Raw genomic sequence first — 19,000 nt, 5'->3', positions numbered from 1 at the left:
TTAGTACCGCTAGTAAAACAATGTCGTCCATATCGAAAATCGGGCGATCTGGGGGTTTACCCGAAAGTATAGTGGGACTCGGTAAGAGTGGGTGTGCGGTAACGGTGGGAGATGTGTCGGTTTTCGGTGGTATCCGGATGGGTGTCCATCGGCGCAGTTCGGTTTATTTCTGGTGCGGTGGTGCAAGAATTGTCGTCACCGTTTCGGTCGGGGGGCCGAGTATTCGAGCGGCTGGTCCGGTGGGGTCCGCGGTCGCGTCATTCGATTGAAAGACGCATTGCCACAACATGTTTGGCGATGTGTTATGGACGATATCCGGTGCGCCGTGTTGTCGGATCGGGCCGAATTGTCCAGGTGAGATCGTTTGTAGTCCGTTCGTAGTCGGCGACGTCGAAAATTGTTGTTAGCGAATATTGGCACGAGTAGGGTCTCGTTTTATCGACGGGTCGACAGCTCTCCATGGACCCACTTCGTTTCAATGACGACGTATGGAGGTCACGTGACCATTTCCGACAAGGGATTCGCCACCACGCCGCTGAATTTCATTCCGAACGAGCGCACTGCGCCCGGTTTGCCGGCGGGCGTGGACTCCCTGCCCCTGTCCAGCGCCCAGCGCGGGATCTGGTTCGCCCAGCACGTCGCCGGCGACCTGCCTATCTCGGTGGCCCAGTACGTGGAGATCGAGGGCGCACTCGACACCGCACTCCTCGAAGTGGCCTGCCGGACCACCGGCCGGGAGTTCGGTTCCGGGAACCTGCACCTGGTGGAGATCGACGGTGAACCGCGCCAGTATGTGGACGACGAGCGCGGTGCACCCGTGTACATCGTGGACCTGCGCGGCATGGACGACCCCATGGCGACCGCGCACCGGCTGATGCTCGAGGACTACAGCCGGCCCCTGGACCTGCTGGTCGACGACCTCATGGTGAGCATCATCTACCAGGTAGGCGTCGACCATCACCTCTGGTACCTGCGTGCCCATCACATCGCCCTCGACGGATTCGCCGCCATCACGATGGTGCGGCGGATCACCGAGCTCTACAACGCCGGGATCCGTGGTGAGGTGGCACCGCCGTCGAAGGCCGACGAACTCGCCGAGATCATCGCGCAGGACTCGTCGTATCCCGGATCGGCCCGCTACGAGAACGACCGGCAGTACTGGAGCGACCATCTCGCCGACGCGCCACCGGTGGTCAGCCTGGCCGGCCGGCTCGGCAAACCCACACTGCACCCGGCACTGGTGAGCACCCCCATCCCCGCCGACACCGCCCGCCTGCTCGACGACGCGGCGCACGAGGGCGGCGGGGTGACGCCGGTGATCGTCGCGGCCTTCGCCGCCTACCTGGCCCGGATGACCGGTAGCGCCGAGGTCCTGCTGAGCCTTCCGGTCTCGGGCAGGCATTCGGCGGTGCTGCGCCGGTCGGGGGGAATGATCGCGAACGTGGTGCCGCTGCGCGTCCCGGTGGCCGGATGCACCCTCGACGAGGTGATCGCCCGGGTGAAGGGCGAGCTGATGAGCGCGCTGCGCCGCCAGCGGTACCGCCAGGAGGACATCTTCGCCGACATGGGTATCGCCCGTGACGAGACCGCATCCTTCGGGCCGGCGGTCAACCTCATGATGGTCGACAGCGAGGTCGTGCTCGGTGACGTCACCGGCCGGCTGCACGTGCTGACCTCCGGGCCCACCTCCGACCTCTTCGTCAACATCTACCCGGGTGCGGGCAAGGACAGCACGCACATCGACTTCCAGGGCAATCCGAACATCTACACCCCGGCCGAGCTCGCCGGTCACCACCGGCGTTTCCTGATGTTCCTGCACGAGTTCCTGAGCGGTCCGAGCGACCGTCACGTGGGCCGGCTGGCACTGCTCGACGAGCAGGAACGCTCGGCGCTGCTCCCCGTGCGCGGCGGGGCGGCAACGGCACCGCGGCTGCTCCCCGACATCCTCGCCGACACCGTGCGCCGGCACGCCGATGCGATCGCGATCTCGTCGGAGACCGGGACCCTGACCTATCGCGAACTCGACGCCGCCTCCGCCCGGCTGGCCCGCAGGCTGATCGCCGAGGGCTGCGGTCCGGAGACGGCCGTCGCGATCGTGCTCCGACGCTCCGCGCTGTCGGTCACCGCGGCCTGGGCGGTCGCCAGGTCCGGCGCCACCATCGTGCACGTCGATCCGGCCCAGCCGATGCAACGCATCGAGCACATCCTCGCCGACAGCGGCGCCGACGTGGCGATCACCGTCGACGAGTACACCGACCGGTTGCCGGGATCGACGCGCCCGGTGATCGTCGACGGTGACACGGTCGGCAGCGACGGGACGGTGACAGGTGCAGGGACGCCGATCGATGATGCCGACCGCATCCGGCCGGTGCGGCCGGGCAACGTCGCATACATGACCTACACCTCTGGGTCGACCGGTGTGCCCAAGGGCGTGCAGGTCACCCACGGTGGGCTCGCCGACCTGATCGCCGACCGGACCGACGCCTACCGCCTGGACCACACCGCACGGGTGTCCTATGCGCTGTCACCGAGTTTCGACGCCTCGATCGAACAGTTGCTCACCTGCTTCGCCAACGGTGCGGCCCTGGTGATCGTGCCGCCGGAGGTGATCGGTGGTGAGCAGCTGACCCGCCTGCTCGCCGACGAGCACATCACCCACCTGACCCTGACGCCCACCATGCTGGCCACCGTCGAACCCGAGGCGCTGACCGATCTGCGGACCGTCGTGGTGGGCGGCGACCGATGTGCCCCGCACATCGTCGGACGCTGGACCCGGTGCGCGACGATGATCAACGAGTACGGGCCGACGGAGGCGACGATCACCGCGTCGAGTTCGGTGATCGACCCGTCGGCCGACCTCACCGCCGGCAGCCCGGTCCGCGGTGCGTCGGTGATGGTCCTCGACCCCATGCTGGCGCCGGTTCCGGTGGGCACGGTCGGCGAGGTGTATCTGGCCGGACCGGGACTGGCGCGCGGCTATGCGCACATGTCGGCCTCGACCGCGGCCCGATTCGTGGCCCATCCCCACGGTGCCCCCGGTGAGCGGATGTACCGGACCGGCGATCTGGCACGCTGGGTCGGCGATGCATCGCAGGTGTCGCTGGAGCTGTTGGGGCGCACCGACTTCCAGTTGAAGATCCGCGGATACCGGATCGAACCGGGTGAGATCGACACCGCACTCACCGGACACGCCGGGGTGGAGGCGTCCATCACGGTGCCGGTTCGCAACAACATCGGCGCGACCGTCCTGGCGTCCTATGTGGTGCCGGTGGGCGATGCCCGGGTCGAACCCGCCGAGCTGGAACGTTTCGCGCGCGAATGCCTTCCGCCGCACATGGTCCCGGCCGTGATCACGATGATGGACGACCTGCCGGTCAACGCCTTCGGCAAGGTCGACCGCAAGGCGCTGCCCGACCCGGTCTTCGCCTCCGCGGCGAGTGGACGGATGCCCTCGACGCCCCGGGAAACCGAACTGGCACAGCTGTTCTCCGAGGTACTCGGAGTGCCGCGGGTGGGCGCCGACGACAGCTTCTTCACCCTCGGCGGCGACAGCATCCTGTCGATCCAGCTGGTGGCCCGGGCCAAGGCGAGCGGACTGGCCTTCTCGACCCAGGATGTGTTCGAGCACAAGACCGTCGCCGCCCTCGCCGCCGTGGCCACCGATCTCACCGACGACGCGGGGCTGCCCGAACTGCCCGGCGGTGGCGTCGGATCGATCCCGCTGTCGCCGATCATGCATGCGATGCTCGACCGCGGACCCGTCGACCGTTTCACCCAGGCCGCCCTGGTGGAACTGCCCGACGGTCTCACCCGTCCCGACCTGGTGCGTGCGCTGCAGGCACTGGTGGACCACCACGACATCCTGCGCGCGCGGCTCGTCGACGGGCAGCCGGGCGAGACCCACATCGAGGTCGGTGCCCCGGGGACGGTCGACGCCGCGCAGGTGCTGGACCTGGTGTGGCTCGACCGGCGTGACGCCGACGAGATCGACCATCACCTGCAGGTCGCGGCCGATACGCTCGATCCGCGCGCCGGTGCGATGATCCGATTCGTGTGGATGTCCGAGGCCGACGACACGCAACCGGATCTGATGTGGCTGGTCATCCATCACCTCGCCGTCGACGGGGTGTCGTGGCGCATCCTGCTCACCGGCCTCGCCCAGGCCTGGCAGCAGATCGCCGGCGGCGCCGACCCGGCACTCGGTGACCCGACGACGTCGGTGCGCCGGTGGGTCCACGGCCTGCTCGAGCACTCGTCCGAGCGCACCGCCGCCGAGCTCGATCGGTGGACCGCGGTACTCGAACCGGGGGAGCGGCTGCTCGGCGATCGTGGGCTCGACCCCGATCGCGACGTGCTCGCCACCGCCGGATGCGTGCGGATGCGCATGCCGGCCGAGGTCACCGAAGCGGTCCTCACCACCGTCCCCGCCCGGTTCCACGGCGGCGCCAACGACGCGCTGCTCGCCGCCCTGGTGCTCGCGCTGGCGCGGTGGCGCCGGCGCCACGGTGTCACCGGCACCACCGGGATCGACGAGCTGATCGCACTCGAGGGCCACGGCCGCGAAGAGGCCGCCGTGCCCGGGGCCGACCTGACCGGGACGGTCGGATGGTTCACCTCCCGTTTCCCGGTCCGGCTCGACCTCGACGGCGTCGACGTCGACGATGCCTTCGCCGGCGGGGCCGCCGCAGGACAGGCGATCCGGCAGGTGAAGGAACAGCTGCGGGCGGTGCCCGACAACGGGATCGGTTTCGGCATGGTCCGGTACCTCGACCCGGTGGGTCGCGCCGAACTCGGCGGCCGGGCCGAACCACAGATCAGCTTCAACTACCTGGGCCGGGCCGGCACCGGTGACCACGCCGGTCCCTGGGCGCCGTCCGGCGAGTTCGACTCGCTGGTCGGCACCGGTGCGCCGCAGATGGCGCTGCCGGCGGTCCTGGACATCAACGCGATCGCGGCACCGGGGCCGGACGGTCTGGAACTCGATGCGACGTGGGAGTTCGCCTCGCTGGTCCTGCGCCACGACGACGTCGAGGAACTCGCCGGTCTGTGGGCGCAGGCCCTCGAGGCACTGGCCCGGCATGTGCGGGCCGACGACGCCGGCGGGCACACCCCGTCGGACTTCGGTCTGGTCGCCACATCGCAGACCGAGATCGACGGCTGGACCCGCGAGTATCCGTCGCTGACCGACGTGTGGCCGCTGACCGCACTGCAATCGGGGCTGCTGTTCCACGCGCTCTACGACGATGCGCTCGAGGCGTCGGATCACATCGCCCGCGAGGACGGCTACACCGTGCAGGCCGAACTGACCCTCGGCGGATCGGTGCACCCCGACCGGATGCGGCGGGCCGCCCAGCGGCTCGTCGACCGGCACGACAGCCTCCGGGTGGCCTTCGTCGAGACGGGGACCGGGCCGCGCCAGCTCGTCCTGCGCGACGTCGAGGTCGACTGGACCGACTCCGACGTCACCGGCATCGACGACCCCGGGGAACGGGAACGGCAACTGCGCCGGCTCGTCGCGGAATCGGCGGCCCCGTTCGACCTCGCGCATCCGCCGCTGCTGCGCTTCCACCTCATCCGCGTCGCGCGGGGGGCCGACCGTGGCGCCGACCGGTACCTGCTGGTGCTCACCAATCACCACATCGTGCTCGACGGCTGGTCGGCGCCGCTGCTGATCCACGAACTGTTGCTGCACTACATCGCCGACGGCGAGCCGGCCGAACTGCCGCAGCCGCGGTCCTTCCGCGACTACCTGCTGTGGCTGCACTCCCGAGACCACGACGCGGCGCGTACGGCGTGGCAGGAGATGCTCGCCGAGATCGAGAGCCCGACACGCCTGACCGGTGCCGCCGGCACGACGGCCGGCGGCGACATCGGCGAGACCGAGATCGTCCTCGATCCGGCCACCACCGACGCGATCCTCGGCCTCGGACGCACACACGGGGTCACCGCCAACACCTCGATCCAGGTGGCCTGGGCCCTGGTGCTGTCGGCGATGACCGGGCGGACCGACGTGGTGTTCGGCAACACGGTGTCCGACCGTCCGGCCCACATCCCCGGCATCGAGCGGATGGTGGGACTGTTCATCAACACCCTCCCGGTGCGGGTCCGCCTCGATCCCGCCGAGAGCATCGTCGAACTGCTCGCCCGCACCCAGACCGAACAGGCCGCGTTGCTCGATCACCGGCACGTCGGGCTGGCCGAACTGCAGCGGACCACCGGCGTGGCCGACATGTTCGACACCGTGACGGTCCTCGAGTCCTATCCGGTGGACACCGATGCGGTGGGGCAGACGCTGGCCGATGCCGGGCTGCGCTGGGTCGATCTGGTCGCCCACGACGCCACCCCGTACCCGGTCAGCCTCCAGGTCACCCCGCCGCGCCCGGGCACCGCGGGCGCCGGGAGCCGTGGCGACTCCGCCGGCGACACACCCGGCGGGTACGTGCTCACCGTGCGGTACGCCGTCGACCGCATCGACGCCGAGGCCGCCGGGGCCCTGCTCGACCGCTTCGTCGGGCTGCTGCGTCAGATCGCCACCGATCCGGGCCGCAAGGTCGGTGCGGTGACCTCGTGCGGGCACGGCGAGCACGCCGAGCTGTCGGCGGCCGGGACGACCGGCGAATCCGGCGCGTCCCCGCAGCCGGTCCGGCTGCTGCGTGACATCCTCGCCGACTCCGCCCGCCGGCACCCGGATGCGGTGGCGGTGCGTGCCGACGGCACCACGCTCACCTACCGCGAACTCGCCCACCGGGCCGATCGGGTCGCCGCCGAACTCATCCGGCGCGGTGCGGGTCCGGAATCCTTCGTCGCACTGGCCGTTCCGCGTTCGGCGGACCTCGTCGTGGCGATCTGGGCGGTGGCACGAACCGGTGCCGCCTTCGTCGCCCTCGATCCGGGCAACCCCGCACACCGTCTCGCCGAGCTGATCTCCGACGCGGGCTGCACCCTCGGGGTGACCCGGGCCGCCGTCACCCCGAACCTGCCGGCCGGAGTCGACTGGCTGGTGCTCGACGCACCGGCCGGCCGCACCGGGTCGGCCGGGACGGGGTCGGGCGGGACCGGCCCGGACGATGCCGTCACCGCCGCGATCGCCGCCGACGGACTCCGGCCCGACAATGCCGCCTACCTGATCTTCACCTCCGGTTCCACCGGCAAGCCCAAGGCCGTTCTGATCAGCCACCGGGGACTGGCCGATCGTGTTGCCGCACAGGCCCACTCCTTCGGGGTGCGCCCCGGCTCGACGGTGCTGCAGGTGGCGTCTCCGGGGTTCGACGCCTGCGTCTCCGAGGTGCTGCTCGCCCTGGGCAACGGCGGTGCTCTCGTGGTGGCACCGCCCGACGTGTACGGCGGTACCGATCTCGAGGAACTCGCTCGGGCAGAACACATCTCGCATGCGATCATCACCCCGTCGGCACTCAACACGATGGACCCGGCGCGGCTGGCGCCGACGGCGACCATCGCCGTGGTCGGTGAGGCGACCGGCGCCGACATCGTCAACCGGTGGTCGCCGGGCCGACGCCTGATGAACCACTACGGCCCGACCGAGGCCACCATCTGGGCCACCGGGGCCGACGACCTGGCCCCGGGCCGGCCGGTGACCATCGGCCGGCCGATCCAGGGTGTGTCGGTGTCGGTGCTCGACGCCTGGCTGCGGCCGGTCCCGGTGGGGGTGGCCGGTGAGCTCTACCTCGGCGGTCCCGGACTCGCCCGCGGATACCATGCCCGCCCGGGCATCACCGCGGCACGTTTCGTCGCGGACCCGAGGTCGGCGACCGGCGAACGGATCTATCGCACCGGCGACTCGGTGCGGTGGGTGCGTGGCCGGGACGGCCTCGAGCTGGACTATCTCGGACGCAACGATCAGCAGGTCAAGATCCGCGGACTGCGGATCGAGACCGGCGACATCGACGCCCATCTCGGCCGTCATCGGGAGGTGGCCCAGGTCGCCACCGTGGTCCAGCCGGGACCGGCGGGTCAGCCGGTGCTGGTGTCCTATGTGGTCGGCGCACCGGGACAGACGCTGGACGTCGGGGCGCTGCACGACGGACTCGCCGACACCCTGCCGCAGTACATGTCGCCCGCCGCGATCGTCGAGCTGGAGTCGATGCCGTTCACCCGGACCGGCAAGATCGACCGGAAGGCGCTTCCCCCGTGGGACTTCCGTTCCGAGGAAGAGGGCGGCCGGGCGCCCTCGACACCGGCCGAGGTGGTCTTCGCGCAACTGTTCGCCGAGGTCCTGCGCCTCGACCAGGTCACCGCCGACAGCAACTTCTTCACCCTCGGCGGCGACAGCATCGTCTCGATGCAGCTGGTCGCGCTCGCCAAGGCCGCCGGATTCGCCATCACGCCCCGCGATGTCTTCGAGGCCAAGACGGTGGCCGCCATCGCCGAACTCGCGGCCCTGCGCAGCGCCGACGACACCCCGGTACCCGACGCGCCGGTCTCGGCCTCGGACCCACGGTTCGCCGACGTCGAGGACGCCGATCTCGAGGCGCTCCGGCACCGCTATCCGACCCTGTCGGAGGTGTGGCCGCTGTCGCCGACGCAGGCGGGAATCCACTTCCACTCGTCACTGGACCCCGATGCCCGTGACAACTACACCGTGCAGTCGACCATCGCCTTGTCCGGCGACGTCGACGGTGCGCGGCTGCGCCGGGCCGCGCAGGCCCTCGTCGACCGCCACGACATCCTGCGCGCCGGATTCGCCGAGACGTCCCGGGGCCCGCGCCAGATCGTGGTCACCGACGCCGAGGTGGCCTTCCGTGAGATCGATCTGGTCGGTGACGTCCCCACCGCGAGCGCCGAGCGTGTCGTCGCCGAGAGTGCTGCTGCCGCTTTCGATCTGAGTGTCCCGTCGCTGATCCGGTTCACCCTGGTCCGCCGTGACGTGGGCTCGTTCGTGCTGCACATCACCAACCATCACGTGATCCTCGACGGCTGGTCGATGCCGCTGCTGATGCGTGAACTACTCGAGTACTACGGAGATCCCGAGCGCATCGCGGTGGCCGGGCCCGCACCGTCCTACCGTGACCATCTGGTCTGGCTGGCCGGGCAGGACCACGAGGGTTCGACGACCGCCTGGGCGCAGGCCTACGCCGATGTCGAGGCGCCCACCCGGGTCTCCCGTGGCGGTGCGGCGATGGCCGATGCCGCCGTCGGCGAGGTCGTCGTGGAGCTCCCCGCCGAGGAATTCGGCCGATTGCGTTCGGTCACCGCCGATTCCGCGGTGACCATCGGCACCGCACTGTCCACCGCGTGGTCGCTGGTCCTGCGGGTGCTGACCGGTGAGACCGACGTGATCCTCGGTTCCGCGGTCGCCGGCCGGCCACCGGCATTGCCGGGTGCGGAGCAGGCGCTGGGCATGTTCTTGAACACGGTGCCGGTCCGGGCGCGGCTCGAACCCGCATTGTCGTTGCAGGAGTTGCTGATCCAGGTGCAGGAGGGCAATGCGCGGCTGCTCGACCACCACTACGTGGGGCTGCCCGCCATCCACCGTGCCGCCGGCGTCTCCGATCTCTTCGACACCGCGCTGGCGTTCCAGTCCTTCCCGCTGCATGCGGCGGCCCTGCAGCAGCTGGTCGACTCGGCGGGACTGCGGGTCGACGGCATCAGCGGTATCGACGCGACCCCGTATCCGCTGAGTGTGGTCGTCGCACCGAATCTCGATGCCCGCAACCAGACCGAGGAACCGACATCCGACGGCGCCGACGACGGCAGGCAGGGCGGCCCGGCACTGACCATCACCCTGCGGTACCGGCGTGACGAGTTCGACGCGGGACAGGCCCGCGAGATCGTCGACCGCTTCGTCGAATACCTGACCTGCATCGCCGCCGAGCCCCAGACCCGGCTGGGGATGCTCGCCCAGGCCGTGGAGGGTGTCCAGTGGCCGCGGAGCGCCACACGTGATGCGGCGGAACCGGATTCGCTCACCCTGGGCGAGATCCTCACCGCGTCCGCCCGCCGTGCCCCCGAGGAGATCGCGGTGCGCAGCGGGGACACCGGGATGTCCTATCGCGAACTCGACGAGCAGTCGAACCGGCTGGCCCGCCACCTCCTGCGGCATGCGCACGGACCGCAGGGCGTGGTGGCGTGTGTGCTGCCACGATCGCCGCAGGCGGTCGTCGCGATCTGGGCCGCGGCCAAGGCCGGTGTGCCGTTCCTGCCGATCGACCCGGGCCTGCCCGCCGAACGCGTCGGCTTCCTGCTCACCGATTGCGCGGTGACGCTGGGGTTCACCCTGGCCGACGTGCGTGACGGTCTGCCCGGCGGAGTCGACTGGCGGGTGCTCGACGAGCAACGCACCGTCGACGACCTCGCCGCAGAGGCGGCCGCGCCGGTCACCGACGCCGAGCGCGGCGGCCCGATCCGCCTCGGCGACACCGCCTATGTGATCTACACGTCCGGCTCGACCGGCACCCCCAAGGGCGTGCGCGTCAGCCATCGCGGCCTGGCACACCTCGTCGCCGCACAACGCCGGGTCCTCGACGTCGGCCCCGCCGCACGGGTACTGCAGGTGGCCTCACCGGGATTCGACGCCTCGGTGTTCGAACTGCTGATGGCACACGGATCCGGCGGACGCCTCGTGGTGTCGCCGGCCGACGTCTACGGCGGACCCGAACTGGCCGAACTGATCCGCCGCGAGGCCGTCACCCACGCCGTCCTGACCCCGTCGGCGCTGGCCACGGTGCCGACCGACCCCGAGGACGACGAGGCCGACGCCCACCGCACGGGACCGGCCACCCTGCGGGTGCTGGCCACCGCGGGTGAGTCGGTCGGCCCGCAACTGATCGACCGGTGGGCACCGGGCCGCATCATGGTCAACCTGTACGGGCCCACCGAGTCCACCATCTGGGCGACCGCGAGCGAACCCCTCCATCCGGGTGGACCGGTCACGATCGGCACCGCGGTGGGGCCGGTCGGCGTCACCGTCCTCGACACCTGGATGCGGCCGGTGCCGCAGGGCATCGCCGGCGAGCTGTACCTGGTGGGCCCCGGTCTCGCCGACGGCTACATCGGCAGGCCCGGGACCACCGCGACCCGGTTCGTGCCCTGCCCGTTCGGTGACCCCGGTGACCGGATGTACCGGACCGGCGACATCGTCCGACGCAACGCCGATCACCAACTGGAGTTCGTGGGCCGCAACGACTTCCAGGTCAAGGTGCGTGGCACACGCGTCGAGGTGGGCGAGATCGACGCTCTGCTGGGCGAGCGCGACGACGTCGACTACGCCGTCACCATCGGACGCAGCCGCGCCGGTGCCGGGGCCGGGCACATGCTGGTCTCCTATGTGGTGGCGGCGCCGGGGACAACACTGTCGAGCACCCGGCTGCGTGCGGCGCTGGCCGAGAAACTGCCCGCCTACATGGTGCCGGCGGCGGTCGTCGTCCTGGACGAGATCCCGATGACCCGCACCGGCAAACTGGACCGGGCGGGCCTGCCCGAGCCGGTCTTCGCCGCAAGCGAGTTCCGGGCGCCGGCGAACCCGATGGAAACGGCGGTCGCCGCCGCGTTCGAGCATGTGCTCGACGTCCCGCGCGTCGGCGCCGACGACGACTTCTTCGCCCTCGGCGGCGACTCGCTGAGCGCCTCGGTGGTCGTCGCACGGCTCGGCGAGGTGGTCGGCACACGGGTTCCGGTGCGCGCGGTGTTCGATGCACCCACCGTCGGTGCGCTGGCGGTCCTGGTGGGGTCGCTCGACGGCGGCGGACGTATCCCGCTGACCGCCGGACCCCGACCGGAACTGGTGCCGCTGTCACCGGCACAGCAACGGATGTGGTTCCTCAACCGGATGGAACCGGAATCGGCCGCCTACAACATCCCGGTGATCCTGCGACTGTCCGGACGGCTCGACGTCGCCGCGCTGCGGGACGCGCTGTCGGATGTGACCGCGCGGCACGAGGTGCTGCGCACGATCTATCCCGACACCGCCGGCGAGCCGCGGCAGCAGATCCTGGATCGGGCCCCGACCGAGGTGGACGTGCAGACGGTGGCGGCGGCCGCGGTCGCCGACACCGTGGGCGAGTTCGTGCGCCGCGGATTCGACGTGACCGCCTACGTGCCGATGCGGGTGGCGCTGTTCGAGATCATCGACGGCGAGCCGTCCGGCCGGGTCGCGGAGGGGGCGGCGGACCGGACCGCCGAGTTCCTGCTGGTGCTGGTGGTCCATCACATCGCCGGCGACGGACAGTCGATGGTGCCGCTGTCGCGCGATGTGATGACGGCCTATGCCACGCGCCGCGACGGCCGCGCCCCCGGATGGGAACCGCTGTCGGTGCAGTACGCCGACTACGCCCTGTGGCAGCGCGAGGTGCTCGGTGCCGCCGAGGACGCCCAGTCGCTGATGCGCGCGCAACTCGACTTCTGGCGGAGCTCGCTGGCCGGGGCACCCGATGTGCTGGATCTGCCCACCGACCGGCCACGGCCCGCGGTGGCGACCTTCGCCGGGGGGTCGGTGCCGGTGGAGATCGGACCGGAACTGCACTCCCGGCTGCTCACCCTCGCGCGTTCGCGTGGAGCCTCGCTGTTCCTGGTCCTGCACGCCGCCCTGGCGACCGTGCTGGCACGGCTCGGCGGCGGCGACGACATCGTCGTCGGCACACCGGTCGCCGGTCGCGGTGAGCCGGGGCTCGACGACCTGGTCGGGATGTTCGTCAACACCCTGGCCCTGCGGACCGCCGTCACCGGCGACGAGTCCTTCGCCGAACTGCTCGACCGGGTGCGCGACGCCGACCTGCAGGCCTTCGAGCACGCCGACGTCCCCTTCGAGCGGATCGTCGAGGAACTCAATCCCGAACGCTCCACCGCCCACCATCCGCTGTTCGGGGTGGCCCTCGCGCTGCAGAACCTGTCGAAGGTCCACGTGGAACTGCCCGAGGTGACCGTCTCGCGGGCACAGGCCGACACCGGGATCTGCCAGTTCGACCTGCAGCTGGTGATCGCCGACGAGTACGGAACCGACGCCAACGGGAAACCCGTCGTCGCACAAGGTATCTCGGGAAGCATGATGTTCGCGCGCGACCTCTTCGACGCCGACACGGTCGCCGGATTCGTCCGCCGCCTCCATCGGGTCCTCGAAGCGGTCGTCGACGATGTGACGACGCCGATCGGCGACATCGACTGGCTCGACACCGACGAACGCACGACGCTGCTCTCACAGATCGGACCCCGCACGACGACATCGCCGACGCTGCTGCCGGCGGTGTTCGCGGCGGCGGTCGAACGCAACCCCGACGGTGCCGCGGTGATCTCCGGTGAGACCGTGCTGTCCTACACCGAACTCGACCGCCGGTCGAATCGCCTGGCACGCCACCTGATCGGCCTCGGCGCAGCTCCCGAACGGCCGGTGGCGGTCGCGATCGAGCGGTCGGCGGAATCGGTGGTGGCCTGGTGGGCCGTGGTCAAGACCGGTGCGCCGTACGTGCCGGTGGATCCGCACTACCCGAGCACACGGATCGAGCAGATGGTCTCGGATTCGGGTGCGGTACTGGGAATCACCACATCGGACGCCCGCGTCGTCCTCCCCGACACCCTCGACTGGATCGTGCCCGCGGATATCGACGTGGCCACCCGGATCGACGGCCTCGCCGCGACACCGATCGGGCAGGACGAGCGGGTACACCCGGTGCGTGCCACCAACACGGCCTGGGTGGTCTTCACCTCCGGCTCGACCGGGGTGCCGAAGGGGGTGGCCGTCAGCCACGCCGGCATCGCCGACTACCTGTCCACCCTGCACGTCGACGCCGAGATCGGTGCCACCGCACGCGTGCTGCACTTCGCCTCACCGTCGTTCGACGCGTCACTGTTGGAGATCCTGCTCGCGGTGAGCGCCTCCTCGGCGCTGGTGGTGGCCCCCACCGGGATGCGCGGCGGCGACGAGCTGGCCGATCTGCTTCGCACACAACGGGTCACACACGCCTTCGTCACCCCTGCCGCGCTGGCCTCGGTGGAACCCGACGGGCTCGAGCACCTGCGTGTGGTGATGTCCGGCGGTGACGAGGTGCCGACCGATCTGGTGACCCGATGGCTGGAGGCCGATCCGGCCCGCGCCCGGCAGTTCCGGGTGCTCTACGGTCCGACCGAGACCACCGTCGTCGCCACCGCCACCGAACCGCTGCAGGTGGGCGAACGCTCCACCATCGGTGCGCCGTTGGCCGGGATGCAGGCACTGGTGCTCGACGCCCGGATGCAGCCGGTACCGGTCGGCGTCGCCGGCGAACTCTACCTGGCCGGGCCCGCCCTGGCACGCGGCTACCTGAACCGGTCCGGCGTCACCGCGTCGCGATTCGTGGCACATCCCTTCGGCCGGCCCGGACAGCGGATCTACCGCACCGGCGACGTCGTCCGCCGCAACCGCGCGGGTGCACTGGAGTTCATCGGCCGCAACGACTTCCAGGTCAAGATCCACGGATTCCGGGTGGAACTCGGGGAGATCGACGCCGCCCTCGGCGCCTACGCCGACGTGTCCTTCGCGACGACGGTGCCGCGCCGGGACGACGCCGTCGGGGTGCGTCTGGTGTCCTATGTGGTGCCCGCACCCGGTGCGGTGGTGGTGGGGGAGAAGCTGCGGGCCCTGCTCACCGAGACGTTGCCGTCCTACATGGTGCCGTCGGCGGTGATGGTCCTCGACCGGGTCCCGCTCACGCCGAGCGGCAAACTCGACCGCAAGGCCCTCCCGGCCCCGATGATCACCACGCGGGCGTTCCGGGCGCCGGCCTCGCCCGTCGAGGAGATCGTGGCCGGTGTGTTCGCCGACGTCCTGGGTATCACCGGCGGTGTCGGCGCCGACGACGACTTCTTCGAACTCGGCGGCAACAGTCTGGCCGCCACCCGGGTGGTCGCCAGGATCGGTGCGGCCCTCGACACCACGGTGCCGGTCTCGATGATCTTCGAGGCGTCCACGGTGTCGAAGCTGGCCGCACGGGCCGAATCCCACACCGACACCGGCCGGATCGCGCTGGTCGCACAGGATCGGCCGGAACATATCCCGCTGTCCTATGCGCAGCAACGGATGTGGTTCCTCAACCAGATCGAACCCGATTCCTCCGCCTACAGCATCCCGATCGTGATGCGGCTGTCCGGCGAACTCGACCCCGATGCGCTGCAACTGGCGATCGACGACGTCGTCACCCGCCACGAGGTGCTGCGGACGGTGTACCCGTACGTGGCCGGGGAGCCCAGCCAGCTCGTCCTGCCCGCCGCCACCGCACGCGTGGTGATGGCGGTGTCGAAGGTGTCGGAATCCGAGCTGTTCCACGAGGTCTCGGAACTCATGCGGATGCCGTTCGACGTCACCGCCGAGGTGCCCATGCGGGTGCGGCTCTATGGTCTCGGCGGTGGCGAGTGGGTGCTGGCCGTGGTGCTCCACCACATCTGCGGTGACGGTTCGTCGTTGACCCCGCTCGCCCGGGACATGATGACCGCCTATGTGGCCCGCGCAGAGGGCAACGCCCCCGGATGGGTGCCACCGGCGGTGCAGTACGCGGACTATGCGATCTGGCAGCGTGCGGTCCTCGGGTCCGCCGACGACCCGGAATCGACGCTGCGCGCCCAGATCGACTACTGGACAGGACAACTGGCCGACGTGCCCGCATTGATCGAGCTGCCGGCCGATCGCCCCCGCCCGGCGACACAGTCGTTCGCCGGTGCCGGTGTCCCGCTGGCCGTCGGCGCCGACCTGCACGCCGCCCTCCAGGTGATCGCACGGGAACACAATGCGACGCTGTTCATGGTGTTCCACGCGGCGCTGGTCGCCCTGCTGGCCCGGCTGGCCGTCACCGACGACGTGGCGATCGGAACCCCGTACGCCGGACGTGGCGAGCGTGAACTCGACGATCTGATCGGAATGTTCGTCAACACCCTCGTGCTGCGGACACAGATCCGGGACGGGATGTCGTTCGGCGAACTGATCGAGGACGCACGGGACACGGATCTGGCGGCCTTCGGACATGCTGACGTCCCGTTCGAGCGGCTCGTCCAGGAACTGAACCCGGTCCGGTCGGACGCCTACAACCCGCTGTTCCAGGTGATGCTGGCGTTCCAGAACGTCTCGACCACCGCGATCGAACTGCCCGCACTGTCGGTGGAGGCCGTCGAATCCGATACCGGGATGTCGATGTTCGACATGCAGGTGACGGTGTCGGACAGCTACGACGACACCGGGGCACCGGCGGGGATCGCCGGCGAGATCACCTTCGCCACCGACCTGTTCGACGCCGCCACGGTGACCACGTTCGCCGAACGGCTGCTGCGGGTGCTCACCGCGCTGTCGGCCGATCCCGGCCGGTCGATCCACGACGTCGACCTGCTCGACGCCGCCGAGCGTGAGGCGGCCCTCGTCCGCTGGAATGCGACCGATCACGCCGTCGACCCCGCGGAGACACTCGCATCGCTGTTCGCCGGCGCGGCCGCCCGATTCGCCGACGGCCCGGCCGTCACCGCCGGGGACCTCACCCTGACCTACGCCGAGTTCGCCGGTCGGGTCAACCGACTGGCGCGGTGGCTGGTCTCCCGCGGGGTCGGTCCCGATGCCCTGGTCGCCATCCGGATGCGACGTTCCCTCGACCAGATCACCGCGATGTATGCGGTGCATGCCGCCGGTGGCGGCTACATCCCGATCGACCCGGACCATCCGGCCGACCGGATCGGCCACATGCTCGGCTGCGCCGACCCGGTGGTGGTGCTGACCACGCTGGACGGGATCGAGTTGTCGGGGTTCGACGATTCGCCCCTGACCGACGACGACCGGGTCACCGCGGCCGATCCGGATGCCCTGGCCTACCTGCTGTTCACCTCCGGGTCGACCGGACGGCCGAAGGGCGTTGCCATCTCCCATCGTTCGGCGGTCAACCAGGTGCGCTGGATCAGCGACGAGTACGCCCTGACCGGCACGGACGTGGTGCTGCAGAAGACCCCGTCCACCTTCGACGTCTCGGTGTGGGAGATCTTCGGGACCCTCGCGGCGGGTGCGCGGCTGGTCGTCGCCCGTCCGGACGGTCACACCGACCCGGACTACCTCGCCGAGGTGATCGACACCGAACGGGTCACGCTCACCTCGTTCGTCCCGTCGATGCTCGCGGTCTTCGCCGATGCGCTCGCCCCCGAGGCGGCCACGGTCGATCCGGGTGCGTCGGGGAGATCGTTGGACTCGTTGCGGGCCCTGCTGGTGGCCGGTGAGGCGTTCGGCCCCGACGTGGTTGCCGCGGCCCATCGTGCACTGCCCGCGGTGGAACTCCACAACCTCTACGGCCCCACCGAGTTCACCGTGCACGCGACGTCGCATCAGGTGGGTGCGGACGACCACGGGGCGGTGCCGATGGGCACCCCGGTGTGGAACTCCCGGGCCTACGTCCTCGATTCCCGGCTCTGCCCGGTGCCCCCGGGTGTGACCGGTGACCTGTACCTGTCGGGTACCCAGGTGGCCCGCGGCTACTTCGGTCGGACCGGCCTGACCGCCGAGCGTTTCGTGGCCGATCCGTTCGTCGCCGGCGAGCGGATGTACCGTACCGGCGACCTGGTGCGCCGTCGGTCGACCGGGGAGCTGGAATACCTGGGCCGCAGCGACTTCCAGGTGAAGTTGCGTGGCCTGCGGATCGAGCTCGGTGAGATCGAGGCGGTGTTCGCCGAGCATGAGAGCGTGGCACGGGCGGTCGCGACGGTCACCGCGACCGAGCGGGTCGAGTACCTCGTCGTCTATCTCGTGCCCGCGGCCGGTGCCACCGTCGACACCGCCGAGGTGAGTGCGTTCGCGTCGACGGCACTGCCGGGCTACATGGTGCCGACGGCCGTGATGGTCCTCGACACGGTGCCGCTGACGGCGTCGGGCAAGCTGGACCGGGCCCGGCTGCCCAAGACCGCGCGGCGCACCGACGAGTTCCGGGCACCGGCAACGGAGTTGGAGGGCGAGATCGCGCGCACCTTCGAGGATGTGCTCGGGGTGGCGCGGGTGGGGGCCGACGACGACTTCTACGCGCTGGGCGGCAACTCGCTGACCTCGGTTCGGGTGGTCAACTCGCTGAAGAACGAACTGCACGTGGAGATCCCGATCCGCTGGATGCTCTCCGACTCGAGTCCGGCCGACCTCGCACGGCGGATCGAGGCCGGTATCCGCAACGGCGGCACGGTGTTCGAGACCGGTGACGGTGGTGCCGCAGACGACGCCGGCAGCGGGCTCGGACTCGACGTGCTGCTGCCGATCCGGACCGGTGGTGACAAGCCGCCGCTGTTCTGCGTCCACCCCGCATCGGGGCTGGCATGGTGCTATCAGACGCTGGGCAGGCAGATCCCCGACGACCGGCCGGTCTACGGTCTGCAGGCGCCTCAGATCGGCGGGGAGGACCCCGGCCCGACATCGGTGTCGGCGATCGCCCGGCGCTACTTCGACGAGATCCGTACGGTGCAGCCGCACGGCCCATACCACCTGTTGGGGTGGTCGCTGGGTGGGGTGATCGCACACGCCGTGGCCGCCGAGATGCGGGCGGCGGGTGAAGAGGTGGCCATGCTGGCGATGCTCGACGCGGAGGCCGATGCGATCGACACCTCGGAGATCGTGGAGATCACCGCGGGTGAGCTGATCAGCAATCTCGGACCGGTCCTGGGTATCGACTTCGTCAGTTCCGATGCCACCGCAGAACAGGCGGCCGCGCAGATCACCGAGCATCTGGGTGAGGGCTTCGGGGTGGACGCCGCGACGATCCAGCGCCTGACCGATGCCTACAACCTGCTGCTCCGGGCGACGGGTGACTGGGAACTCCCGGTTGTCGACGTCGACCTCCAGTTCTTCACCGCAGTCCGTGACCGTCGTCCCGACGCCCTGGGGCATCCGGGTTGGCAGCCGTTCGTTGGTGGTGTCATCTCGAATGTCGACGTCGATTGCGATCACCTGTCGATGACCGAGAACGAGGCGATCATCACGATCGCCGAGATCCTCGAGCGGCGAATGGGTGCCGAACAGCCTCGCTAGCACGCCTTCCGGGGCTAGCGTTTGGAGAAATGGCCATTTCACCAT

The 19,000-nt window shown here is 70.1% G+C and carries 1 protein-coding gene; it reads left to right on the top strand.

What is annotated here, in order from left to right; genetic code table 11:
- Positions 1–499 precede the first annotated feature (499 nt).
- Entirely contained in the window at positions 500–18,955 is an 18,456-nt protein-coding gene (locus Q9K23_RS07220; RefSeq protein WP_348533958.1) for an amino acid adenylation domain-containing protein, read from the top strand.
- Positions 18,956–19,000: the final 45 nt, after the last annotated feature.

Source organism: Gordonia sp. NB41Y, from assembly GCF_030718915.1.
GTDB lineage: Bacteria > Actinomycetota > Actinomycetes > Mycobacteriales > Mycobacteriaceae > Gordonia > Gordonia desulfuricans.
The sequence above is the reverse complement of the archived record's forward strand: the minus strand, read 5'-3'. Positions and strand labels throughout refer to the sequence as shown.